The sequence below is a fragment of the Paenisporosarcina macmurdoensis genome (assembly GCF_042658845.1).
Classification (GTDB): domain Bacteria; phylum Bacillota; class Bacilli; order Bacillales_A; family Planococcaceae; genus Paenisporosarcina; species Paenisporosarcina macmurdoensis.
Map to the genome: position 1 here is coordinate 40,570 of NZ_JBHSRI010000004.1, position 21,487 is coordinate 62,056.

Consider the following 21,487-nt stretch of genomic DNA (forward strand, 5'->3'; position numbering starts at 1 on the left):
ATTAACCATAGTAGCAATACAAACGTAATAGAATAGGAGATGATAAGAGTGAATAAAAAAACATTATTGGGTACAGGATTATCTTTACTATTTTTATTTAGTCCGTTCACACAGGCGTTTGCTGAAGAATCAATAGGAGAAGTAAGAAAAGTGGATAATATAGCCCATCGTGGTGCAGCAGGCTATGCTCCTGAAAATACGATTGCTGCTTTTGACAAAGCGATAGAAATGAAAGCAGACTATATCGAGATGGATATTCAAAGAACTAAAGATGGTGAATTAGTCATAATTCATGATACTTCAGTGGACCGAACAACGGATGGCAGCGGGTATATAAAAGACTTAACTTTGAATGAACTGAGAAGTCTAGATGCAGGAAGCTGGAAGGGCACGGAATTTGCAGGAGAAAAAATCCCTACGTTTGACGAAATTCTCGACAAATATCATGGGAAGATTGGTATTTTACTTGAATTAAAGGCTCCAGAACTCTATCCTGGCATTGAAGAAAGCATTGCTCAGGAATTAAAAGATCGCCATCTTGATAAACCGCAAAATGAAAAAATGATTCTTCAATCGTTTAACTTTGAATCTATGAAAAAAATGAACACCCTTCTACCGAATGTTCCAATTGGAGTGCTGACATGGTCAAAAACAGATACAACACCGCAAGCTTTAAAAGAGTTTAGTGCGTACGCTGATTATTTTAATCCAAGTTACGGATTAATCACTGAAGATCTAGTCAATCAAGTGCATTCACAAGGGATGAAAATACAATCATGGACTGTACGAAGCCAGGAATCTGCTGACTTTCTTCTGGAGATGAATGTGGACGGTATTATTACGGATTATCCTGATTATGTTGACCCAAGAAAAGAATAGTAATCAACTTGATTCATCGTTTCTACCATTCCTAAATTAGAAGTTGAAAAGTTCGCAAATAAATAATGCTCTGAAAGATGCCGAAGCTATTTCAAAGTTCGGCATTTTTCAATACTTAGAATCGGTGAACATTGCCATGACTCATCACCCCAACTACCGTGAACTGAAGGAAGAAACGAATTTAGATGTCGAAAAATTAGTAGAGAATCACGTCCGAACGTTCGAAGGAAATGCAGTCAGCAAGCCGATTTGCCAATTAAATTTTACATATGTAACTGACATTACAGATGCACAGCTCGACAATTTTCATTCGAATGACCAGTCATACAACTCCTTACTTTCAGAGTTCCGCGAGATTTTAACGGCAATATTTTACATGCCATGTTCCAATCGGAGCAAGTCTTTTTACATGTCTTTGATCATTTTTACCATTTCTTCATACAAAATTTTGAATTGTAAAGATGGATAATTATTCTAAATAATGTCTTAACACACGATTCATATCCTCTTCATATTTAATGACTACACTAAAAGAGCAAGTCAACTATAAGGAGGTACTACATGACTCAAATACAGTTGAAGAAGCACATTCTTCCCATCGCCATCCTTTCGTTTTTGGCCATAGGTGGAGTTGCTGGAACCGTGGTCACGTTGCCATTTCAGAAGCGCCAAGGGATACCCATTAAGGCAAGGTAAATGAAGATGGAAATAAAAAATGATAGGAGGCTAATTAAGATGGAAAATCACCCAACCTTGTTGACGAAAAAGAATACAATCATTCGATTTATAGACTTCATAAGTCGGTCCACACAACGAGCACAATCAAAGAGGTCTTCTTATTCAAACTCTTCATTTACTCATTGGAATTAGCTAAAAAAATCATATAAATACTATTTTTAGTTGTGGACTCTTCATTTTGTGGAAGAGTTTTTTTGTTGTTTTAGATATTAAAGAAATCGTTTTTGTGGATCCGCATTTGGAAATGAATCATGCAGATGATAAAGCTTCAATAATGGATATTCGAGTATTATCAAATGATAATAGTATGATTAATATCGAAATCCAACTCCAAAATCACCATGCGTTCCCTGAACGGATGCTTATGTATTGGGCAAAAATGTACGCCAATCAAGATCGCAAAAGACAGCCATATTCTAAGTTAAATAAAACGATTCAAATCGCCGTGACGGACTTCAACTTCTTGCCAAAAGAACATTTTCATAGTAAGTTTTTATTAACAGAGACAGAAGATCAGTTTGTTTATTCCCATCATATAGAAATGCATGTACTTGAATTAACAAAAATTGATATGACGCATATAAAAGAAGCAACGGCACTTGAAAAATGGTTATTGTTTATAAAAGGTGACCAAAAAGTAAAGGAGGGACTTGCGATGGAAGAACCTACATTTAGCAAAGCGTATCAGGCTTTGCAGGACTTGAGCCAAGATCAATTGGCCCGCTATCACGCGATGAGTAGTGAGCGGACAGAACGAACGCGTATTCAAATTGAAGAAGATGCGCGTGTTGCAGTGGAGGAAAGCCTTCGTAAAGGTATCGAAGAGGGTAGGGAAATAGGGAAAGAAATAGGTATTAATGAAGGTAAAGCGATGGGTATTAGTGAAGGTAAAGAGATAGGTATTAGTGAAGGTAAAGAGATGGGTATTAGTGAAGGTAAAGCGATAGGTATTAATGAAGGTAAAGCGGTAGGAAAAGAAGAAGGTAAAAAGATAGGGCAAGAAGAAGGCATCAATTTGGAAAGAAAAAACAACATTCAAAAGATGGCTGCAGCTGGCATGACGATTGAACAAATTGCGAGCATTTTAGAGATCCCTAGAACAGAAGTAGAAAAGTTCGCAAATAAATAATGCTCTCAAAGATGCCGAAGCTATTTCAAAGTTCGGCATTTTTCAATACTTAGAATTGGAGACCATAGCCATGACTCATCACCCCAACTACCGTGTTTCAGTGGAAATCATTTTGAAGAAGAACGATAAAATCTTACTCGCGAAGCGTTCAGAAGAAGCAGCGGTTGCACCTGGCGTGTGGAATGTGCCAGCGGGAAAAGTGAAGTTTCATGAAATACCGCTAGAAGCTGCATATCGTGAACTGAAGGAAGAAACGAATTTAAATCTAGATAAATTGACAGAGATTCACGTCCGAACGTTCGAAGGAAATACAGTCAGCGAGCCGATTTACCGATTAATTTATACATATGTAGCTGACATTACCGATGCACAGCTCGCCAATTTTCAAATGAATGACGAGCATTCAGAATATGTGTGGGTTTCACAAGACGAATTGAATGACGAGTCATACAACTCCTTACTTTCAGAGTTTCGCAAGATTTTAAAGACCATATTCTAAATGCCATGTACTAATCAGCGCAAGTCTCTTTACATGCCTTTAATGATCTTCACAACTCCATAAGCTGACAAATAAGAGAACGGAATGAGAAGAAAGAGGGAAATCATTCCAATCATCGTCCCAAGTGGAGAAATGGGTAGTAGATTAGCTCCGAAAAAAGCCAGTAATTGATAAAAAATGATGAAAATATTTGTGGTTATGACAAGAATAATGAATTTATTTGTTATCATTTTCATTGTGATTCCCCCATACTCCCAGGATAGACTTACTCAATCTCAAATCATATAAATGTACTAGTAATTTCTATAATGACATTTGTTGGAATATTATACAAGCATTGAAATATCTATATGGAGTAAAGAAGTGAGCTCTTCATTTGACTCACTACATTCGATGGTTTATTCTAGCCATGGACTGATTAATTTCATAAAGCGTCATTTAGCAAAGTGACGATCAAGTTTTCTAGGGTTCCGCAAACAACTGGTTTGGTCTGGTCCGAGAGAAAACGCTTTGCTCGTATAGCAAAGATACACGGAAGGATAAAAGCCTGGGAGATAACGTATTTTACGTTAATTTCTCAGGCTTATTTTTATGGATAGGAGATGAACAGGATGAATAAAGAATGGATGAAAGTATTCATTGCCGCTTTTTTTGAAGTATTTTGGGTCATAGGCTTAAAACATGCGGATGATATATGGACATGGATTGGAACCGCAATAGCCATTGCTGTGAGTTTTTATTTAATGATTATGGCAGGGAAAACATTACCGGTGGGGACCGTCTACGCGGTGTTCGTGGGACTTGGAACAGCAGGTACAGTAATCGCAGATATCTTATTTTTTGGACAAGACTTTAGCATCGCGAAAATTGGGTTAATTGCGCTGTTGTTACTGGGCGTTGTCGGACTCAAGTTAGTGACGAAAGAACAGGAAGAGGTGGCATCCTAATGGCTTGGCTATTTTTAATCATTGCAGGACTATTTGAAATGACTGGAGTAGTGATGATCAACCAAGTGCATAAAAATCGCAACTGGAAATCGATCACAGGATTGTTCGTCAGCTTTGGCGCTAGTTTCTTGTTCCTTGCGTTAGCGATGGAAAGTCTTCCAATGGGAACGGCTTATGCGGTATGGACAGGTATTGGTGCCTCTGGCGGTGCGATTTTAGGCATGATATTATACGGGGAGCCTAAAACGTGGTTGCGCGTGTTGTTTATTGCCATGGTGTTAAGTGCAGCGGTTGGATTGAAGTTTATTTCGTAATGGTATGATGCAGGAATTGAACACGTAATGCGTGATCTTAAGGGGGAAGTTATGTGTCGATTTGGATCTCCATTATCGCAACTGTTTTATTCGGACTTGTTGGCATTTCTTGCTTTTATTCCGCATTTAAAACATACAAAGACGATGAAGATGGAGAGATTGAAGATTTCGGTGTCGTTGGATCAATAGAGTTTATCGACATATTTTTTGTATTTGTTTTATGGCTTTGTAAAAAGTTTTTTTCTCAAAGTCATTATATTCCAGCGTTTCGTACAGTCTCGTTTCTTATGGGGCTAATGATGATCGGGATTATCATCTTATTCTGGCTTATAGTTTAGCTGTAACCTCAGATTTGCTTCTATTGTCGCAACTTTATTAGTTATCGTCGCAACTTTTACCGTTATCATCGTAACTTCTTGAATTATTGTCGTAACTTTTCACGTTATTGTCGCAACTATCCAATTTTCTCCTAATTAAAACAAGAGACCTGCTTCGCTTTTTCGGCGAGCCAGGTCTCTTTTTATAAAGGAATCATCTTTTCAACTTAACAACAGAAGGTTACTGAGCAGTATACCCACCATCTACCAATAAGTTCGCCCCTGTGACAAAACTCGCTTCATCTGAGGCAAGGAAAACAACGGCGTTTGCCACTTCTTGTGATTCACCTAGGCGGCCAAGTGGGTGTAGTGATACCAAGTGTTTCCTTGTCGCATCATCTAATTGATCCAGCAATGGCGTGTTGATGTAACCAGGACACACGGCGTTTACACGAATACCTTGAGAAGCATATTCCACAGCAAGGGCGCGTGTCATGTTTACGACGCCACCTTTTGCTGCTGTGTAAGAAGCGGTAGCTGCTTGGCCAACATGACCTAAGATGGATGCGCAGTTGACGATGCTCCCGCTACCTTGTTTGACCATTTCTATTAATGCGTATTTCGCACATAAAAATACGCCAGATAAGTTAACGGAAATCGTTTTATTCCAGTCTTCCAATGACAACTCATGAGTAGAACCAGTTGACCCGATACCTGCGTTGCTAAATAAAATATCCACTTTGCCAAACGTATCCACGGAGTGCTTAACCATTGCTTCAACTTGTTCCTCATTTGAAACGTCAACATGGATGAATGAAACGCCTTCACCTAGTTCGTCCGCAAGTTTTTGACCACCCGCATCATCAAAATCTGCGATGACTACTTTCGCGCCTTGCTTGAGCATTTCACGCACAGTAAATTCGCCAATCCCACTTGCGCCACCAGTGACAATCGCTACTTTATCTTGTAATCTCAACTAGAAAACCTCCAGGATTTGTATTTATATTCAAGTTCATCCTACTCCTCTTTGTAACTATCAGTCAATTTCTTCAATTCAGATTTTTATAATAATAGGGTTGACATTAATGGGAATAGATGCAATAATTCGATTTATATTTTTAAAAATACATATCTACATTTTTCTTATCAAGAGCAGGTGGAGGGAACTAGCCCTATGAAACCCGGCAACCGACTTACGCGAGTAGGCACGGTGCTAATTCTTGCAGCAGTAGCTGACAGATAAGAGGATGTTAGTTTTTACTAACCTCTTCTTTTTTGTGAAGAGGTTTTTTTATGTGGATTAAAGAGGTGACGACATTGAGTGAAGTAATCGCGAGTTATTTAGTTCATAACGTAAGAAATTTAGAGAAAAAAGCGGAAGGCATCGCACTTGGGCTGACAGTTGGTTCTTGGACGGACTTGCCTCAACTCGAACAACAACAATTAAAGAAACATAAAGGGCGCGTCGTATCTGTCCAAGCATTAGGTGAGGAGCGCACGAAAGGAATTATTCAAATTGCCTATCCTGCTGCAAATTTTAGTCCCGATTTACCTGCCATTTTAACGACGACTTTTGGCAAACTATCGCTTGATGGAGAGATCAAATTACTTAATTTGGAGTTTAGTGCGGAGCTAGCTACTCACTTCAAAGGACCTAAGTTTGGGATTGAAGGCATTCGCAAGTGGACGGGTGTACAAGATCGACCATTTGTGATGAGTATTTTCAAAGGAATCCTTGGCAAAGATTTATCTTTTTTACTAAACCAACTTGAACAACAAGCAAGAGGTGGCGTGGATTTTGTGAAAGACGATGAGATTTTGTTCGACAACGACTTAACGCCTTTTGAAGAACGGATTACGAAAGGTCGCGAAGTACTTGAAAAAGTCTACTCGGAAACGGGACATCGCACACGCTACGCTGTGAATTTAACAGGTCGAACATTTGACTTAAGAGAAAAAGCGAAGCGTGCAACAGAGCTCGGAGCAGACATGTTGTTGTTTAATGTCTATGCATATGGACTCGATACGCTTCATAGTTTAGCTGAAGATAGGGAAATCACTGTTCCAATCATGGCGCATCCGGCTGTTTCAGGAGCATTCACACCATCTCCACAGTATGGGCTGTCAAACCAACTCGCACTAGGCAAATTACTTCGTTTTGCAGGCGCGGATTTCTCCTTATTCCCGTCGCCATATGGAAGTGTGGCTCTTGAAAAAAGCGAAACGCTACAGATTGTGGAATCACTAACGAAACCGGATTACGTCAAACCAACACTTCCTGTACCGTCAGCGGGAATCCATCCGGGAATGGTACCGCAACTTATCGAAGATTTTGGAATTGACTCGGTAATTAATGCAGGGGGCGGAGTGCACGGGCATCCAGCAGGTTCTGCAGCAGGTGGGAAGGCATTCAGACAAGCGGTCGATGCCACACTTTCAAAGAAAACATTATCAGACGCTGCACAAACAAACGAAGAACTTCAACAAGCACTTGAATTGTGGGGTGACAAAGTCCGATGAGCCAACCAGTTATTTTTTGTGATTTTGATGGCACCATCACAACTAAAGACAATATCATGGCCATCATGAAAAAGTTCGCACCACCTGAATGGGAGCCGATAAAAGACCAAATTCTTGGCCAACAAATATCCATTCAACAAGGTGTTACACAACTATTTAACTTGCTTTCAACGGACCAAAAAGATGAAATCACGCAATTTGTCCTCGACCAGGCACAAATTCGCGAAGGTTTTGAAGACTTTGTTGCGTATACGAAGTCGCAACAGATTCCACTCTTTATCGTATCAGGGGGCATTGATTTCTTCGTCAAACCATTGCTGAAAGATTACATGTCTGAAGACCATATTTATTGCAATGTCGCAGATTTCTCAGGTGATATGATTTCCATCGAGTGGCCACACACATGTGATGAACTTTGTTCAAATGGTTGTGGCTGCTGTAAACCGTCTATCATACGCAAACTGAGTGAAGACAACACATATAAAATCGTCATTGGCGATTCCATTACCGATCTACAAGCTGCCAAACTGGCGGACCAAGTCATTGCACGCGATTTCCTCAGTGAAAAGTGCGTAGAACTCGACATTGCGTTTGAGTCATTTGAAACTTTTTACGATGTCATTCACATTTTAAAGCAATTGGAGGTACACACATGAGCAAGTACTTTTCGCGTTGGAGCGATCTGGCAGCTATCAAAAAAGAATTAGCCGATCGCGATTGGTTTTTTGGAACAAGTGGTAATTTATCGATTAAAGTCTCGAATGATCCCGTTACCTTTCTAGTCACAGCTTCTGGAAAAGACAAACGTAAATTTACGAATCACGACTTTCTATTAGTCGATTCAAATGGAGAAAAGTTAGAGGACACAACGTCGAAACCTTCCGCGGAAACATTGCTGCACGCAAAAATTTATAATAAAACCAACGCAGGCTGCGTTCTTCATGTGCATACCATTGATAACAATGTGATTACAGAACTGTACAAAAACGAAACGCATATTGAATTCACGGGAAATGAAATTATCAAAGCTCTCGGTTCATGGGAGCAAGACGCCAAAGTCAGCATTCCGATTATCGCGAACATTGCACACATCCCGACTCTAGCCGAACAATTCGATCGCTATGTAAATGGTGACAGTGGGGCAATTCTCATTGAAAATCATGGAATTACCGTGTGGGGAAAAGATGCATTTGAAGCGAAAAAAATCTTGGAAGCGTGGGAGTTTTTATTCTCATATCAAATCAAAGTAGCAACAATAAAAAATGTAGTGGGGAGTTTTTAATTATGGCATTTATTCGTAAACACACATCAAACGAACGCATTGAAGAAGAACAAGCAGTAATCGATTTTTTAAATAGCAACGACGTTATTTATGAAAAATGGAACATAGAAAAACTTCCGGCCGAACTGCGTGAAAAATTCAATTTAACAGATGAAGAAAAACAACAAATTTTATCAGCATTTGGCATCGAGATTGCCGATATTTCGGAGCGTCGTAACTACCAACAAGCGGATGTCATCTCACTTTCAGAATCAACACCGAACTTAGAGCAACTGCTAAAAAATTTCCAACAAGAGCACCATCATGAGGACGACGAAGTGCGTTTCATTGTGAGTGGGCATGGCATTTTCGTCATTCAATCGGAAGACGGCGAATTCTTCGACGTGGAACTTCATCCAGGAGACTTAATCTCGGTTCCTGAAAACGTACGTCACTACTTTACGCTAATGGAAGACCGCAAAGTAGTAGCGGTGCGCATCTTCGTCACAACAGAAGGCTGGGTACCTATTTACGAGAAACAAACTGTGGCATAAATAAAGGGGACTAATTTTCCTACCAGTTGAGTGTCGTTTCTGACCAATTACATGGAGTTTTTGACCATTCACAACCGGTTTCCGACCACTCACGACCACTTTTCGACCATTCGGGTACGGACAATAGGTCTTCTCAGACACACGCGAAAGACCTGACACCTCAGTGGGAGTCAGGTCTTTCGTAGTTGTGGCGCACGCTTGGGGAAGAAAGGGGCGGCGTCATAGTAAAATTTGAGGGTTAATCAAAATTACTTAATATAGAAAACTTGCACCGACAATAATCAATAAGATGAAGAGAACAACGATCAACGTAAATGTAGAACCGCCATTATTGTATTCGTAACCCATGCTAAACACCACCTTTTTAGGAAGGATGTTTTAACATATGCACTTTTTAAAAGTAGATACGGGTACTAAGCAATAATCATAGAGAAGAAATCATTCGCAAATAACTTCCCACTCTTCTTTTAAATGTTCATTGACCTTCGACAAGTTGAACTTTTGATAGCCTTGGCTTTTTGCCCATGATTTCATAGATGTATGCTCAGGATCTTCTTTATCCTTTATGACACGCTTGAATTCATCATAACCAGGTGGTCCACCGACGTCTTCAGGAGGACAAGTACCTTTGCCTTCTAACACTTGAGGATAATCAAAGTCGAAGTCGTCTATGACTTTTTCCAATACCACTTCATGGTCCCAGCCGTCGCCAAAATCATACATGTAGCGAAACTCGGGTGACTCATTTACGTGTTGAGTTAAATCCACATCACGTGCGAGCAATAATTGCTTGCGAATCATTCGTTTATACATTTTCTCCGCATAAGACCCTTCTTCAGGAGGGTTTTTCATATAATGTTGAACCATTTCGAAATTTTCTGCGACAGATTCTTCATCAGCAACAAGTTCAATGGTTCTGTTGTTAATGGAGTCTTCGATGAGGAAATTAAACAGGTGACTGTTCGTCCAACCGACAGCGGTTTGAATGACGGAATGCAAATCATAAAAATCGTGTGTAGCGGGCACGATAACCCGTCGCCATACCTTTGGTTGTACGTGATCTAGAGTGATAAGAAATTGGTAGGCTTTCATCAAAACACCTCTTCTTCAGAATTTTTTTCATCATAACACAATAACTGTCCATCATTCCGAATTCCTGCGAATATAGTAGCGTGGTCAATGAGCAGTGGTCAAATTCGAGTAATTGTTGCACCTGTCACGGTGTCTGATAGAAACTAGTGAAGATTGAAAGAGGAAAGAACATAACAAAACATGATATGATTAAAGAAAAGTTAAGTCGTGAAAAATATAGAGTTGACCATGACTAAAAAGCGAGCAGGTGACAAATGAAAGAAGCCTTCAACAAGATTACACATAGAAACTGGTTGGTATGGGGCGGTTTGTTGCTGTTGCTCATTTTTTTAATTATGAATCGACAAATCATTATCCTTCTTGTCAATCGGGATATCGTAGCCACTCAAGAATTTTTAGATGACAATATGCTGTATGCCGTTCTGTTTATGTTAGTGATTATGATCCTTCAAAATTCATTTACCGTGTTTCCTTTACTATTGGTGATAAGCATTAATATTACCTTGTTTGGTTTCATCAATGGTTTCTTATGGAGTTGGATCTCGAGTATAGTTGCGGCAATTGCTGTGTTTTATGGTGTCCGATATTTATTTCAAGAGCGCTTAATTGAAAAATTCAAACCCGAATTACTTGAAAAAATTGAAGCGAATGGCTTCGCTTATGTCTTTCAAGCCAGGATATTTCCTTTAGTGCCCACCAGTTTGGTCAATATTTTAGGCGGACTTAGTACGGTGCGGATTTGGCCGTTTGTTTTCGCAACAACGATTGGAAACTTCCTTTACTTTTTCGCCCTTGCATTAATTCCAGCAGGACTGTTATCGGAAGAATTAGATGAAACTCTTATTTGGGTAGTGTTAATCGGAGGCATTTTAGCATATTACTTATTTAAACTTGTTCGAAAAAAGCGTAAGCTATCTTGAAAATACCCCCGTTCGCAATTAGCGAGTGGGGGTATTTGTGTATCACGTTTCATTTTTGATCAACGAACTCTAAGATGAAATCTAAAAATAACAAGGGCTGTTCGACATTTGGAGCATGTCCAGATTGATTAAATTCCACAAACGTAGCATTCGGAATTAACCTCGCCGTTTCGCGACCTACATCTGGTGGGTTTAAACCGTCATGAACGCCACTAATAACGAGCGTTTCTGCGGTGATTCGATACAAATCTTCACTGAAATCAAATCCTTCTAATGCCTCATTAGCGACCGAAACCTCTTTAGGTGTTAAGGAAGGAGTTTGTTGTCCTGCTTTGTAACTCCACTTGCCGACAGCTCCTAAATCATGAAAAATGTATGGAGATACTTTGAGCACTTTCTCCGAAAAGTCTAATCCTTCAAGGTCATCTGCGTGTTTTTCAAAGAGGGCTTCCATCGAAGACGTTTTGCCTTGTGACTTCGTTGCCACTAACATCAATTTCTTGACACGCTCGGGTGAAGCAATGGCCACACCTTGCGCGATGTAACTACCCATCGAAACGCCAAGTAAATGCGTTTCTTCGATTTTTAAGTGGTCAAGTAAGCGAAGTACATCGGCGACATGATCATCCAATGTATACGAAGACGGTTTTTCAGAATCACCATGTCCACGTGCATCAAGGACGATGGTGCGAAAATACTTTTTGAAAATCTTTACTTCTTCTTCAAACATATGGCGATTCCCAGTTAAACCATGCAACAAAACAAATGGCTCGCCCGTTCCGTGTTCTTCATATGTTAAAATCGTGCCATTACTAGTAAATGTCGACATCAGGTCACCTCTACTTTCATTTTCCCACATGATGATTATGTAAACTTTCCTCCATTAACTTGTCCAATGCGACTACCTCAGAAGAGCTTCAAAAATAAATGAGAGCGCTTATTCGCGCTCTCGGCGTGCGTGGGGAGTGGTTTTCTCTTCCGTGTGATTATTTTAACTAGTAAAGAAAAGCAGCTCCGACAATAATCAATAAAATGAAAAGAACCACCAACAGAGCGAATGAAGATCCATTGTTTTTTTCGTAACCCATAGTTAACACCACCATTCACAGTAAGATGTTGTATTATACGCAAACTAACATCCGACATATGGGGCATCGTCATGGGGTTCTTCTATAAATAGGTCTAAAACTATGATATCGCTAGAAAAGATGGAGTGAAATCGTTGAAAGAAATGGCATAAAAACGAAGTTTTTTTAGACAGAATGCCCTTGTTTCATCTTAATCCAAACCATAAAAAGGACAGCAATTGCCAACCCAAAAACAATGAATTGTCCAATACCTAGCCATTTTACAACGGCATACGTGGTAGAAACCTCGATTAATAAAGCTGGAACCTTCCCCATACTGCTCGCCACTGCGAAGGAACCAAAGCGCATCTTACTGACCGCAGCATACAGCGTAACTAATCCAGAAGGAACGAATGGCATTAAGCGTAAGCCGATCACTAACAAAAAGGCTTCTCGAGGAGATGCATCTAACAACTTTTTCATGCGTGGTGTGTGTTTCGACCGATGATCTACAAACTTTCGAAAGCCCTTTCGATATAACAAAAAGGCCACCAAACTTCCGGCAATCTCTCCAATAAGAGAAACTGAAAAACCTCCCCAAAAACCAAATACCGTGACATTGATGGCTGTCAGGAATGCACTCGGAAGGACACCAATTATACTAATCACGATATTCACAAGTACACTTACCAATATAGCCACAGGAATAGGAACCATGGCCATATAAGATTCAATTATTGCCATAGAAATCTCCCTTACCAAAACTAAGATGCATTTATAGTAGCACGATTTAACTCAACAATGGTGAGGGTATTTGGATACTAAAAAGCTAAACAAGATGACTACTCATCTTGCTTAGCTCGTAGCCGTTTATTAAGCATATTGCTTCAAGCTTGAGCACCTACTCTTTAGTCAATTCACCACGCGTCAGTAATTGATTCCATGTAGCCCCGCTATCAGTCGTTTGGTAGACATCATTTTGCATGGTGACAATCGATATTTCTTGGTCATTTGTAGGGTGTGTAGCAATATAAGTGACGGCATTATCTTTCGTCAGTTGTGGAACGGAAAGAATGTTTGCTTCTTTTGAAGCAAGGTCAATTTGCACCAACTGCACCTTATCATCTATTAACTCCGCTACGTACGCGTGATTTTTACTTAACGTCACATAGGTCACGTACATGTCTTCCTTGAACAGTGAAAAGCTTTGGCCTGCATCCGTGGAAAGGTACAACCCTCGTTCTGTGCCAATCGCAACAGTTTCGGGTGTGTCTGGATGTGCCGCCATATTGGACATCATATCGGCTTCAAAGCCTTTCATGTCCATAGTAGTCCATTTTTGGCCATAATCGTCTGTATAAAAGAAGCCGTTATCTAAATTGTCGGCAGGCATTTCATTAAAGACAAAGATGCGATCTGTATGATAGCTAGCCGCTAAATAATGAAAATCGATTTCGCCTGCAAACGCATATTGTTTAAATGATTCTCCAACATTGGTACTTTTCAGTAAACCAAGAGGGTTCTCATAATCGGATCCGGGTTCTGGGTGACCGCTTGAAACAAATCCATCAGCAACCGCCTGAAAGCCCATATAATCGTGTTTTTCGCTCGTGGTTTCTTTCCACGTTCCTTCTTCATAGAGAAGAGGTCCATTATGGCTGGCAATCATTAAAGCATCTCCAGCACCAGGGTAGCCGAGTCCGTGAATATGGTCCACTTTTACATCCGTTGCTTCCTGATAAAAACCTTCTGAAGGAGCGACGGGAGTGTCTTGAGTGGCTCTATCCTCTGTTTTTTCTTTTGTTGTCTCGTTTGATGAACAGGCAGCAAGCGTTACACTGAGCAGTCCTATCATAATCATCCATTTCTTCATGTTCTTCACTCACTTCCATTTGTAGCCGATTCCCCAAACCGTCACGATATAGTCGGACGTTGGAAATCCAGCAGTTTTAAGTTTGTCACGCAAATTGCGAATATGTGAATCGACGGTCCGTGAATCCGTACTGGCACGGTCTGGCCATACGACTGCGAGTAATTGATCACGTGTATATGTGCGAGTCGGATGAGTCATAAATGTCTCCAATAACTGAAATTCTTTTAAGGTAAGCGAAAGTGTTTGACCATTCATTTGAAACGTATAAGCAGTTAAATCTAAAATAAAACCATCTCGCACTAATACCGAAGACTCCGCAGAAGAAGACGTCCTCCTTAATACCGCGGTCACTCGAGCTACCAGTTCTTGTTCGTCAAACGGTTTAACGATATAGTCATCGGCACCAGCTTTCAAGCCTTTGACGACATCGCTCTTATCAGACCGCGCCGTCAGCATAATAATAGGAACGTCCGATTTTTGACGAATTTCTTCGCATACTTGCCAGCCATTCATAAAAGGCATCATGATATCTAGTATGACCAAATCGACGTCCTGCGTAGACAAAAGGTGCAAGCCCTTTTGACCATCGTCACTTGTCAGGCAACGATAGCCATGCGGTGTTAAAAATAGTTCGAGCAATTCCAACATGCGTTTTTCGTCATCGATACACAAAAATGTGGTCATTCACTCACCTCGTTTCTTATATCATTTCATAGAGTTCTTAAAAAGACATCTTCGGACTTAAAGATTGGTTATTGTCCAATCACTTTGGCTTGTCGTCCGTTCAACTTGTGTGATCGTCCGCTCGCTGTGGTGTTGTCCATTCAACTTGAGTTATTGTCCACTCACTGTGGTTTGTCGTCCATTCAACTTGTGTGATTGTCCACTCACTGTAGCTTGTCGTCCATTCAGCTTGTGTTATCGTCCATTCGCTTGGAGGAGGACATCATTCCTCCCGAGAAAGACACCAATTCCTCATGTCATGTCGCGCTTTTCTTTTATAGAATAACAGTGAAAATACTACCTTTTCCTATATCACTAATCACTTCAATACGTCCTCCGTGTGCGTCAACCAACTCTTTGACGATGGCCAGTCCAAGACCAGCGCCACCGTATTCACGAGAACGCGACTTTTCAACACGAATGAGTTTCTCAAAAATCACTTCATGATCACGCGTATGAATACCGATGCCTTCATCTTCGATTCGAATAACCGTGTGCCCATCTTGGACATATACATCCAAGCGTGTGATCGAATGAATAGGGGAATATTTACGTGCATTATCTAGTAAATTCACTACGATTTGTTCGACACGAACGGGGTCAACTACCATCTCGAAATCTTCACGAATAGACAGTTCAAGATGTTTGTCTTCTAACTCAAAAGAATGTTTGACCCGTTGTAAAACAGTTGAGAAGAAGGGAGTAGCTTGAACACTTTCTTTTGAAATGGTGAAGGTGGTTTCATCCATCTGTGCTAAATCAAACAAATTCTTCACTAATTCCGTTAACCGAGCGGATTCTTCCTCTAAAATGGACACATAGCGTTGACGTTCTTGTTCGGATAAATCATCGCGTTTTAAGACGGAAGAATACCCAGATAGATAAGTCAGTGGCGTGCGTAATTCATGGGAAATGGCTGCGAGAAACTCCATACGTTCTTTTTGGGTATGTTCGAGGTCATCAGCCAACTTTTGAATAGACGTCGACAATTCACCTAGCTCATCTCGACTCTTATGCGTCAACTTCACACGAAAATCTCCCGTACTCAAACGTTCCGTCGCTTCTTTCATGCGAATAAGTGGACGCGTAATAATACGTGATAACAATAAGTACAAGACGAATAATATCAATAGACTCGCTACACCTGCAATGCCGAAATGTGTATTTAACTTGCTCATTAAAGTATGTAAAGATGTAGTGGATTCAAACATAACTACATATCCTTGTTGCCCGGTATTCGACTCAAACGGATGAAGCGTCACGATATAATTTTCCTGTTTCCAATCGTCGACAACAACGGAGTCTCGCGCAGGTGCAGATGCCACCTGTTGCTGAAACTGATTCGTTAAATTTTTCGAAGCGTCTGTACCTGCAAACCACTGACGATCGGCATCCAAAATCGCCACTTGACGTTCAAGATTCGATTCCATCAGTTCGATATGCATCAATGTTTCTTCAGAATAGAAATCCTCCAATACATCTCGATGATTGGCTCCACGCTCAAGCAGCTGCGCAAACTGTGCTTCTTCCTGCGAAGTAACTATCGTACGATGCAAATAAACCATCAGCAATCCTTCTAGGATCAACACAGCCAACAAAAAATACGCTGCCAACTTTATCGAAATGCGATTCATTCTTTACACCGTCCTCTACTAACTGCCCCAATTGTACACGAAAAATATGAAAAAACTGTGCAGAAAAGCACCACATACACAACAAAATGCTTTAAAAGAGGTAAGATAACCATATAAAATCACTAAAAGGACTGACATATATGAAACTAGCTATCATCACCGACATTCACGGCAATGCACCCGCACTAAAAGCGGTCTTACAAGAAATCGACCAACACGCGGATATAGAAGAAATCTGGTGTCTTGGGGATATGATTGCGATGGGACCTGATTCAAACGAAGTACTCGATATCCTATTTGCACGTGAGGATGTCCAGATGATTACCGGCAATCACGACGAAGCCATTCTGTCACTCATTGCAGGAGAAGGGCACCCCGATAGCTACAAACACACACGCGAGCACCACGAATGGATAGCCAGTCGTCTCCATCCACAACATGTTGCCAAACTCAAAACATTGCCTCGAATGCTTGAGAAAGAACTAAATGGCACCCGAATTTTGGGTATTCACTATCATATAGAAGAAACTAAACGACAATTCCATATTCAAGATGAACCTTTTTATACAATTTTAGAGCCCACCTTAGAAAACATGGAGATGATGTTTGGCGATTATCCCACGGATATCATTTGTTTTGGTCACCACCATCCTGAACATCTATTCCAAGCCAATGGCAAGACCTACCTAAACCCTGGAGCATTAGGTGTATCAAAAGGGGAAACTGCCTCATTTGGCATTATTGATGCATCTAGAGAGGAAGCGGAAGTCACGATCCATCAAGTACTTTATGACAAAGCCGCGTTTCTAGAAAAGTTCGAGCGTTTGCAAGTTCCTCAACGAGAGATTCTGTTTAAGTTGTTTTATGTAGGCGAATAAAAATGGGTAGTTGAGTTTGGTAAGGAATTATCATCAATTAATGCCATAAGAGAAACGACAAAAGATACAAATTCGGTCGTTTTTTCTGTCTCTCATCTAGTGAAAATTAAAAATGATTTGATTTTGGTTGTACCTTGCATTCATTAATAGTGTAATTTGTGAGATAATTATAATAAATTCATATGTAACCCCTTAGTTGGGATATAATTGAAGCAGCAGATGACAATTTAAGGAGTGAAATTTTTATGACTACTGCTCGTGAATCATCAAAAGTAAATCTGGATTTTTTAGTTCATGACCTTGGTTTGCGCCAGGAAAGAAATACAAAAGTTTTTCGAAAAGGAAAATTATTTATTATCTCTCCGTCTGTACAAAATAAGAATCACTTGTTTGAAGTTGGAGAAAACATTATGGAGTTATTTGACTCAGAAGAACAAGAAGGGTATTTATTAGTCCGCTTTAAAGAACAATTTTTAATGGCCAAACTAAAACCATTTGAAAAGAAAATGATGGTAACCGAAACAAAATCCTCTACAACGAAGCTTCCTCCACATTGGAAGTTTAAAGTAATCGAAGCAACCAACCCATATATTATTAACATGGGGGATAGTGATCTTAGCTATCCAATTCAAAATCCAAGTAAAAACCAACTAACTCAATTTTTTAATAAAGAAGACTAATGGTATGATAAATGAAAAATAACCCCTTCAGCTTCAAATGCTGTCAGGGGTTATTTTCAATTATGGGAATTGGAGTTCGTAAATAAGGAAGGAGCGTTTACATGAATAGCCTATTTTTATTAGCAGGTATTGCTGTCTTTATGGTGCTAGCAGCGGTCATCATTGGCACGATCATCTTAGTTTCAAATAAATCGAAATCGAACAGTTAATTCAAAATAATATATGTTCGGGAAACAACACTAAAATGGAATTAGTTTGAAATTTTTCTTTCAAATACCTAATTACTAGGTAAAATAAGGAAGAGGGGGAATTTAAATGGATACTCTTATTGGATTATCACCGATTATTTTTTACATCGTATTAATAGCAGTCATCATTGTTATCTTCAAGTCGGTATCAAAAAAGTCAAAACCGAACAGTGATTTAGAGAGACGAATAAGGGATTTAGAAGAAGAGGTTCGAAATCTAAAAGATAACAGAGGCATGTAAATAATCGGATCTACTAAAGCACACGTGAAACGGCTCATTACATAGGAGCTGTTTTTTTGATGTCTACAAAAAAGATGAAAAGCATCTCCCACCTATTGCCAACAAATAAATATTGATAAAAGAACATGCGTTCGCATATAATAAAGAAAAGGGAGGCGGCTTGAATGAAAGACACCATTGTGAAAGGTATGAAGCGCCAAGATATTTTGGAAATGGTCTATCTTGCAAAGGACGGGAACATCACTAAACGTCGTGTGAAAGTTATTAAAACCTACCAAGACACGTTTCAAGCGTACTGTTTTACCAAGCAGGCCAAACGCACTTTTTACTTTGACAATGTCCTAGCAGCCGTTCCAGTTATTCGAAGAGAAAGGGAGGACGTCATTTCATGAAAATCAACCGTGGCCTAAAAGTAGATGGTGACCTGAAAGATCGCGGCAAGATTAAGTGGACGGCCATGATGCTGCCAGAGCACGTGGCCGAACTCCGCAAATGGCAAGAAGATTACGACAAGGTGAAAAAACCAGAACTGGATGAATTCGATTACGACACGATGCAAGAAGAAATCGAACGTGCACTCATTAGCGAAATGGAAACACGACTGACCTCGTGGAAAAACGGCAAACTCCACTATCATCGCGGTATTATCAAGCAAGCCAACAACCAGCACCTTCGCTACGAAGATCCATACGGCATCCACCAGCTCCCACTTGACGAACTCGTCGGCGTCTTTGTTATGGGGTAACCTTTAGTGAACAGAAAAAACCTCTTTAGCCAATCACTAAAGAGGTTTTTTCTATGTGCAAATTACTAACGGCTATGACTCCACGAACTTTCTCTACCACATAAGTCACTAGATGACGATTAAACTCATAAAAGTGATGGTTCTACTCATAGAAGGTGAATTTATTTTTCCCGCTGTTTTTTGATGTATACATGGCTGTGTCTGCATGATTAAGCAGTTCGTAAAATAAATGGCCATCTTTGGGTAGCTGGCTGATGCCTAAACTGCTCGTAATCTGCATGTCGTGTCCTTGTATTTGGTAGGGTTCGCTAATCGTGTCAGTAATCAATTGGGCAAACGAGGCAAGTTCCTCTTGTTGTTGATTTTGCACCAAAATGATAAATTCATCGCCACCTATGCGCGCTAACATACCTGGAGTGTTTTGCATTAAAGTAGTTAAACGGCTCGCAACGGCTTGAAGAAGCGAATCGCCCGCAGCATGACCATATATATCGTTTATTGCTTTAAATCCATCCAAATCCATGAACATGATGCCAAGTTGTTCTGAAGATTGAGCATAGCTTTCAAAATCTCGCTGTAAGCGGAAGCGGTTAGGAAGAGCCGTCAAATAATCGAGATATGCGAGTCGTTTGATTTCTTCATGTGATTCCTCAAGGGATTGCATCATGTCGTTGACTGTTTGTTCCAATACGTATATCTCATCTTTGTTTTTTCGACTGTAACCAAGACGAGTTGTTCCGTCTTGTGATTGTTGGATGTCACGCAGTTGTACCGACAAGGTGGTAACCCGTGAAACGATGAGTCGATCAAGCAAGATGTAAATTAATAACACAATCATCAAAATCATCACGATGAAGGTTATAAATAAGTTATTGATACTATCTAGTTTTTGAAGGAAGTAGTCCCTATGCTGCGTCATAGAGATCTCAACGTAATCTCCACCGTTTATCTCAGTTAAATAAAACGTTCCTTTAAGTTCTTCATTATTAATAACTTGAATGTTTCTTGCTGGCGATGACGTTTTGGTGAAATGTTTGAAGTTTGCTAACTCCAATGACAAATCTCTTTCTAACGTTTTAAAAAATGGTTTATCGATAAAACGAATCATGACCATTTTTCCATTTGAAGGGCCATCTCCACTACTTGGATAAACGTTTTCAATATCGATAAGAGCGAGTCCCTTTGTTGTATGTACAAGAAAAGGAAGTTCTTGATATTTAGTGTCAGTAACAAGGTTTTGAACTGTTTGTTTAAGTTCAGAATCGACGGGTTCGATTCCTTCGCCGTTTAAATATTGATTGTTTTGATCATAAAATAACATATACGCAATTTCTAGATTCTCAAATGTCGCATCCATCAAGTTCCGTTCGATATAGTTATTATCATTGCTTTCAATAAACTCATAGCTATCGTCCCATATTGCCCAATCCATGGAGAGTCTGTTCAATTGTTCTTTTTCAGAAGTAAAATAGTTCTCTACCATGTCCATATTCAGATTTAAGCGCTCACGGTCTAAGTGATCGCCATCACGGATTAATAGTGGACGGGTTACTAACATGAGAAAAGCCAGAAACAGAATCATAGAAACGCCAATAATGAACATCGTCTGTACTTTTAATTTCAAGTTAACCCACCCCAGTCTCTACGCTATTATCTTACTAACATTATACTGCTAATAATGTAATAGAATAGAGAATTGACAGAATATAAAATTTCTAAAAGTAGGAAATCTGCCCATAAAAGGGTTATATGACCGGTTTAAGAGGATGTATGGAGAAGTGTAGAGATGATTTTTAGTTTTTGAGGTTAAATTACATGGTGTGGGATAATGATTTTGGAATGGTTTTGAAAAGTAAATATGACTAAGGGCAGTTCCTTTTTTATATTAATAGAGGTTGATTTCCGTTTCAGACGGACGCTTTCCGCGGGCATGGCCTCAGTCTCCTCGACGAGCAAGCTCGCCTGCGGGGTCTTCAGCTCATGCTATTCCCGCTGGAGTCGCCGCCTTCCACTTCAATCAACCTTAAGTTCAAATGCAAAAAAGACAATTATAACTGTTTACAATGTTCTTTGTTTCAATATAGAATCGTCGCCTATTTTCCCATAAACGAAACGACCGAAGATACAATTTCGGTCGTTTTTTGCTATTAATCATGGAGTCATCTCTCGAAAGAGGTATTTTTATTTGTGAGAATATTTACTCTAATAAGGATCTTATAAAATAGATC

29 protein-coding genes and 2 riboswitches are annotated in these 21,487 nt (G+C 39.8%); of the genes, 18 read left to right on the plus strand and 11 right to left on the minus strand.

The features are described from left to right. Positions 1-48: 48 nt before the first annotated feature. The 5 genes from ACFPYN_RS05165 (at position 49) to ACFPYN_RS05185 (ending at position 3,245) form a co-directional block, all read left to right on the plus strand. A complete protein-coding gene (locus tag ACFPYN_RS05165) occupies positions 49-879 on the plus strand; it encodes a glycerophosphodiester phosphodiesterase (RefSeq protein ID WP_377732945.1) in 831 nt (276 codons plus the stop codon). A gap of 136 nt (positions 880-1,015) precedes the next feature. After that, on the plus strand, positions 1,016-1,348 hold the full coding sequence (locus ACFPYN_RS05170) for an NUDIX hydrolase (protein WP_377732946.1): 333 nt from the start codon (positions 1,016-1,018) through the stop codon (positions 1,346-1,348). Between the two features lie 92 nt (positions 1,349-1,440). Further along, positions 1,441-1,575, plus strand: coding sequence for a hypothetical protein (locus tag ACFPYN_RS05175; protein ID WP_377732947.1), 135 nt, complete (start codon positions 1,441-1,443; stop codon positions 1,573-1,575). Between the two features lie 220 nt (positions 1,576-1,795). Further along, positions 1,796-2,746, plus strand: a complete 951-nt coding sequence (locus ACFPYN_RS05180) for an Rpn family recombination-promoting nuclease/putative transposase (RefSeq protein WP_377732948.1) — start codon at positions 1,796-1,798, stop codon at positions 2,744-2,746. A gap of 70 nt (positions 2,747-2,816) precedes the next feature. Then, positions 2,817-3,245 (plus strand): NUDIX hydrolase, encoded by a 429-nt coding sequence (locus ACFPYN_RS05185; RefSeq protein ID WP_377732949.1) that lies wholly within the window; start codon positions 2,817-2,819, stop codon positions 3,243-3,245. A 29-nt stretch (positions 3,246-3,274) separates the two neighbouring features. On the opposite strand, the gene ACFPYN_RS05190 is transcribed toward ACFPYN_RS05185, so the two are convergent. Beyond that, a complete protein-coding gene (locus ACFPYN_RS05190; protein WP_377732950.1) occupies positions 3,275-3,481 on the minus strand; it encodes a hypothetical protein in 207 nt (68 codons plus the stop codon). Positions 3,482-3,696: 215 nt separating this feature from the next. Then, positions 3,697-3,801: riboswitch (guanidine-I (ykkC/yxkD leader) on the plus strand. A gap of 55 nt (positions 3,802-3,856) precedes the next feature. On the opposite strand from ACFPYN_RS05190, the gene ACFPYN_RS05195 reads away from it, so the two are divergent. Genes ACFPYN_RS05195 through ACFPYN_RS05205 form a run of 3 tightly spaced genes read left to right on the plus strand, consistent with a single transcriptional unit; the run spans position 3,857 to position 4,844 of the window. Then, a complete protein-coding gene (locus ACFPYN_RS05195; protein WP_377732951.1) occupies positions 3,857-4,192 on the plus strand; it encodes a DMT family transporter in 336 nt (111 codons plus the stop codon). Continuing rightward, positions 4,192-4,506: a DMT family transporter gene (locus tag ACFPYN_RS05200; RefSeq protein WP_377732952.1), complete on the plus strand. Its 315-nt coding sequence runs from the start codon at positions 4,192-4,194 to the stop codon at positions 4,504-4,506. Before ACFPYN_RS05195 ends, ACFPYN_RS05200 begins: the two co-directional genes overlap by 1 nt. 53 nt (positions 4,507-4,559) lie before the next feature. Then, positions 4,560-4,844, plus strand: a complete 285-nt coding sequence (locus ACFPYN_RS05205) for a hypothetical protein (protein WP_377732953.1) — start codon at positions 4,560-4,562, stop codon at positions 4,842-4,844. Positions 4,845-5,064: 220 nt separating this feature from the next. Here the strand turns inward: ACFPYN_RS05205 and ACFPYN_RS05210 are convergent, their stop codons facing one another. Beyond that, on the minus strand, positions 5,065-5,799 hold the full coding sequence (locus tag ACFPYN_RS05210) for an SDR family NAD(P)-dependent oxidoreductase (RefSeq protein WP_377732954.1): 735 nt from the start codon (positions 5,797-5,799) through the stop codon (positions 5,065-5,067). A 164-nt stretch (positions 5,800-5,963) separates the two neighbouring features. Further along, a riboswitch (SAM riboswitch) is annotated at positions 5,964-6,069 on the plus strand. 71 nt (positions 6,070-6,140) lie between these two features. Here ACFPYN_RS05210 and ACFPYN_RS05215 point away from each other — a divergent pair. The 4 genes from ACFPYN_RS05215 to ACFPYN_RS05230 are packed head-to-tail and all read left to right on the plus strand — an operon-like array spanning position 6,141 to position 9,158. Then, on the plus strand, positions 6,141-7,343 hold the full coding sequence (locus tag ACFPYN_RS05215) for a 2,3-diketo-5-methylthiopentyl-1-phosphate enolase (RefSeq protein WP_377732986.1): 1,203 nt from the start codon (positions 6,141-6,143) through the stop codon (positions 7,341-7,343). After that, positions 7,340-7,999 (plus strand): 2-hydroxy-3-keto-5-methylthiopentenyl-1-phosphate phosphatase, encoded by a 660-nt coding sequence (locus ACFPYN_RS05220; protein ID WP_377732955.1) that lies wholly within the window; start codon positions 7,340-7,342, stop codon positions 7,997-7,999. The genes ACFPYN_RS05215 and ACFPYN_RS05220 overlap by 4 nt, the downstream gene beginning before the upstream one ends. Further along, positions 7,996-8,625, plus strand: a complete 630-nt coding sequence (locus ACFPYN_RS05225) for a methylthioribulose 1-phosphate dehydratase (protein ID WP_377732956.1) — start codon at positions 7,996-7,998, stop codon at positions 8,623-8,625. The genes ACFPYN_RS05220 and ACFPYN_RS05225 overlap by 4 nt, the downstream gene beginning before the upstream one ends. 2 nt (positions 8,626-8,627) lie before the next feature. Continuing rightward, complete coding sequence (locus tag ACFPYN_RS05230) at positions 8,628-9,158, plus strand: cupin domain-containing protein (protein WP_377732957.1); 531 nt, start codon at positions 8,628-8,630, stop codon at positions 9,156-9,158. A 252-nt stretch (positions 9,159-9,410) separates the two neighbouring features. Here the strand turns inward: ACFPYN_RS05230 and ACFPYN_RS05235 are convergent, their stop codons facing one another. Then, positions 9,411-9,506 (minus strand): YjcZ family sporulation protein, encoded by a 96-nt coding sequence (locus ACFPYN_RS05235; RefSeq protein ID WP_377732958.1) that lies wholly within the window; start codon positions 9,504-9,506, stop codon positions 9,411-9,413. A gap of 90 nt (positions 9,507-9,596) precedes the next feature. After that, a complete protein-coding gene (locus ACFPYN_RS05240) occupies positions 9,597-10,250 on the minus strand; it encodes a plasmid pRiA4b ORF-3 family protein (protein ID WP_377732959.1) in 654 nt (217 codons plus the stop codon). A gap of 254 nt (positions 10,251-10,504) precedes the next feature. On the opposite strand from ACFPYN_RS05240, the gene ACFPYN_RS05245 reads away from it, so the two are divergent. Beyond that, complete coding sequence (locus tag ACFPYN_RS05245) at positions 10,505-11,170, plus strand: TVP38/TMEM64 family protein (RefSeq protein ID WP_377732960.1); 666 nt, start codon at positions 10,505-10,507, stop codon at positions 11,168-11,170. A 49-nt stretch (positions 11,171-11,219) separates the two neighbouring features. On the opposite strand, the gene ACFPYN_RS05250 is transcribed toward ACFPYN_RS05245, so the two are convergent. From ACFPYN_RS05250 to ACFPYN_RS05275, 6 genes are all read right to left on the minus strand, one after another. Further along, positions 11,220-11,999, minus strand: coding sequence for an alpha/beta fold hydrolase (locus ACFPYN_RS05250; RefSeq protein WP_377732961.1), 780 nt, complete (start codon positions 11,997-11,999; stop codon positions 11,220-11,222). A 166-nt stretch (positions 12,000-12,165) separates the two neighbouring features. Beyond that, positions 12,166-12,258, minus strand: coding sequence for a YjcZ family sporulation protein (locus ACFPYN_RS05255; RefSeq protein ID WP_377732962.1), 93 nt, complete (start codon positions 12,256-12,258; stop codon positions 12,166-12,168). 165 nt (positions 12,259-12,423) lie between these two features. Continuing rightward, positions 12,424-12,981, minus strand: coding sequence for a TVP38/TMEM64 family protein (locus ACFPYN_RS05260; protein WP_377732963.1), 558 nt, complete (start codon positions 12,979-12,981; stop codon positions 12,424-12,426). A gap of 157 nt (positions 12,982-13,138) precedes the next feature. Then, positions 13,139-14,110, minus strand: a complete 972-nt coding sequence (locus ACFPYN_RS05265; RefSeq protein ID WP_377732964.1) for a F510_1955 family glycosylhydrolase — start codon at positions 14,108-14,110, stop codon at positions 13,139-13,141. Between the two features lie 9 nt (positions 14,111-14,119). After that, on the minus strand, positions 14,120-14,794 hold the full coding sequence (locus ACFPYN_RS05270) for a response regulator transcription factor (RefSeq protein WP_377732965.1): 675 nt from the start codon (positions 14,792-14,794) through the stop codon (positions 14,120-14,122). Between the two features lie 314 nt (positions 14,795-15,108). After that, positions 15,109-16,467 carry a HAMP domain-containing sensor histidine kinase gene (locus tag ACFPYN_RS05275; protein WP_377732966.1) on the minus strand — a complete coding sequence of 453 codons (1,359 nt, stop codon included), beginning with the start codon at positions 16,465-16,467 and terminating at the stop codon, positions 15,109-15,111. 140 nt (positions 16,468-16,607) lie between these two features. On the opposite strand from ACFPYN_RS05275, the gene ACFPYN_RS05280 reads away from it, so the two are divergent. The 5 genes from ACFPYN_RS05280 (at position 16,608) to ACFPYN_RS05300 (ending at position 19,259) form a co-directional block, all read left to right on the plus strand. After that, positions 16,608-17,345 carry a metallophosphoesterase family protein gene (locus ACFPYN_RS05280; protein ID WP_377732967.1) on the plus strand — a complete coding sequence of 246 codons (738 nt, stop codon included), beginning with the start codon at positions 16,608-16,610 and terminating at the stop codon, positions 17,343-17,345. 245 nt (positions 17,346-17,590) lie between these two features. Beyond that, on the plus strand, positions 17,591-18,025 hold the full coding sequence (locus ACFPYN_RS05285; protein WP_377732968.1) for a hypothetical protein: 435 nt from the start codon (positions 17,591-17,593) through the stop codon (positions 18,023-18,025). A 315-nt stretch (positions 18,026-18,340) separates the two neighbouring features. After that, entirely contained in the window at positions 18,341-18,514 is a 174-nt protein-coding gene (locus tag ACFPYN_RS05290; protein WP_377732969.1) for a hypothetical protein, read from the plus strand. A gap of 164 nt (positions 18,515-18,678) precedes the next feature. Then, positions 18,679-18,906: a transcriptional regulator gene (locus ACFPYN_RS05295; protein ID WP_377732970.1), complete on the plus strand. Its 228-nt coding sequence runs from the start codon at positions 18,679-18,681 to the stop codon at positions 18,904-18,906. Further along, positions 18,903-19,259 (plus strand): YolD-like family protein, encoded by a 357-nt coding sequence (locus ACFPYN_RS05300; protein WP_377732971.1) that lies wholly within the window; start codon positions 18,903-18,905, stop codon positions 19,257-19,259. The genes ACFPYN_RS05295 and ACFPYN_RS05300 overlap by 4 nt, the downstream gene beginning before the upstream one ends. 142 nt (positions 19,260-19,401) lie before the next feature. Here the strand turns inward: ACFPYN_RS05300 and ACFPYN_RS05305 are convergent, their stop codons facing one another. After that, positions 19,402-20,883, minus strand: coding sequence for a sensor domain-containing diguanylate cyclase (locus ACFPYN_RS05305; RefSeq protein ID WP_377732972.1), 1,482 nt, complete (start codon positions 20,881-20,883; stop codon positions 19,402-19,404). Positions 20,884-21,487 lie beyond the last annotated feature (604 nt).

Excerpts from the sequence above, each read along its gene's own strand:
- ACFPYN_RS05170 (WP_377732946.1), top strand. The coding sequence starts at position 1,016 with ATGACTCATCACCCCAACTACCGTGAACTGAAGGAAGAAACGAATTTA.
- ACFPYN_RS05175 (WP_377732947.1), top strand. The coding sequence starts at position 1,441 with ATGACTCAAATACAGTTGAAGAAGCACATTCTTCCCATCGCCATCCTT.
- ACFPYN_RS05185 (WP_377732949.1), top strand. The coding sequence starts at position 2,817 with ATGACTCATCACCCCAACTACCGTGTTTCAGTGGAAATCATTTTGAAG.
- ACFPYN_RS05190 (WP_377732950.1), bottom strand. The coding sequence starts at position 3,481 with ATGAAAATGATAACAAATAAATTCATTATTCTTGTCATAACCACAAAT.
- ACFPYN_RS05195 (WP_377732951.1), top strand. The coding sequence starts at position 3,857 with ATGAATAAAGAATGGATGAAAGTATTCATTGCCGCTTTTTTTGAAGTA.
- ACFPYN_RS05200 (WP_377732952.1), top strand. The coding sequence starts at position 4,192 with ATGGCTTGGCTATTTTTAATCATTGCAGGACTATTTGAAATGACTGGA.
- ACFPYN_RS05220 (WP_377732955.1), top strand. The coding sequence starts at position 7,340 with ATGAGCCAACCAGTTATTTTTTGTGATTTTGATGGCACCATCACAACT.
- ACFPYN_RS05225 (WP_377732956.1), top strand. The coding sequence starts at position 7,996 with ATGAGCAAGTACTTTTCGCGTTGGAGCGATCTGGCAGCTATCAAAAAA.
- ACFPYN_RS05230 (WP_377732957.1), top strand. The coding sequence starts at position 8,628 with ATGGCATTTATTCGTAAACACACATCAAACGAACGCATTGAAGAAGAA.
- ACFPYN_RS05235 (WP_377732958.1), bottom strand. The coding sequence starts at position 9,506 with ATGGGTTACGAATACAATAATGGCGGTTCTACATTTACGTTGATCGTT.
- ACFPYN_RS05240 (WP_377732959.1), bottom strand. The coding sequence starts at position 10,250 with ATGAAAGCCTACCAATTTCTTATCACTCTAGATCACGTACAACCAAAG.
- ACFPYN_RS05245 (WP_377732960.1), top strand. The coding sequence starts at position 10,505 with ATGAAAGAAGCCTTCAACAAGATTACACATAGAAACTGGTTGGTATGG.
- ACFPYN_RS05250 (WP_377732961.1), bottom strand. The coding sequence starts at position 11,999 with ATGTCGACATTTACTAGTAATGGCACGATTTTAACATATGAAGAACAC.
- ACFPYN_RS05255 (WP_377732962.1), bottom strand. The coding sequence starts at position 12,258 with ATGGGTTACGAAAAAAACAATGGATCTTCATTCGCTCTGTTGGTGGTT.
- ACFPYN_RS05260 (WP_377732963.1), bottom strand. The coding sequence starts at position 12,981 with ATGGCAATAATTGAATCTTATATGGCCATGGTTCCTATTCCTGTGGCT.
- ACFPYN_RS05265 (WP_377732964.1), bottom strand. The coding sequence starts at position 14,110 with ATGAAGAAATGGATGATTATGATAGGACTGCTCAGTGTAACGCTTGCT.
- ACFPYN_RS05270 (WP_377732965.1), bottom strand. The coding sequence starts at position 14,794 with ATGACCACATTTTTGTGTATCGATGACGAAAAACGCATGTTGGAATTG.
- ACFPYN_RS05275 (WP_377732966.1), bottom strand. The coding sequence starts at position 16,467 with ATGAATCGCATTTCGATAAAGTTGGCAGCGTATTTTTTGTTGGCTGTG.
- ACFPYN_RS05280 (WP_377732967.1), top strand. The coding sequence starts at position 16,608 with ATGAAACTAGCTATCATCACCGACATTCACGGCAATGCACCCGCACTA.
- ACFPYN_RS05285 (WP_377732968.1), top strand. The coding sequence starts at position 17,591 with ATGACTACTGCTCGTGAATCATCAAAAGTAAATCTGGATTTTTTAGTT.
- ACFPYN_RS05290 (WP_377732969.1), top strand. The coding sequence starts at position 18,341 with ATGGATACTCTTATTGGATTATCACCGATTATTTTTTACATCGTATTA.
- ACFPYN_RS05295 (WP_377732970.1), top strand. The coding sequence starts at position 18,679 with ATGAAAGACACCATTGTGAAAGGTATGAAGCGCCAAGATATTTTGGAA.
- ACFPYN_RS05300 (WP_377732971.1), top strand. The coding sequence starts at position 18,903 with ATGAAAATCAACCGTGGCCTAAAAGTAGATGGTGACCTGAAAGATCGC.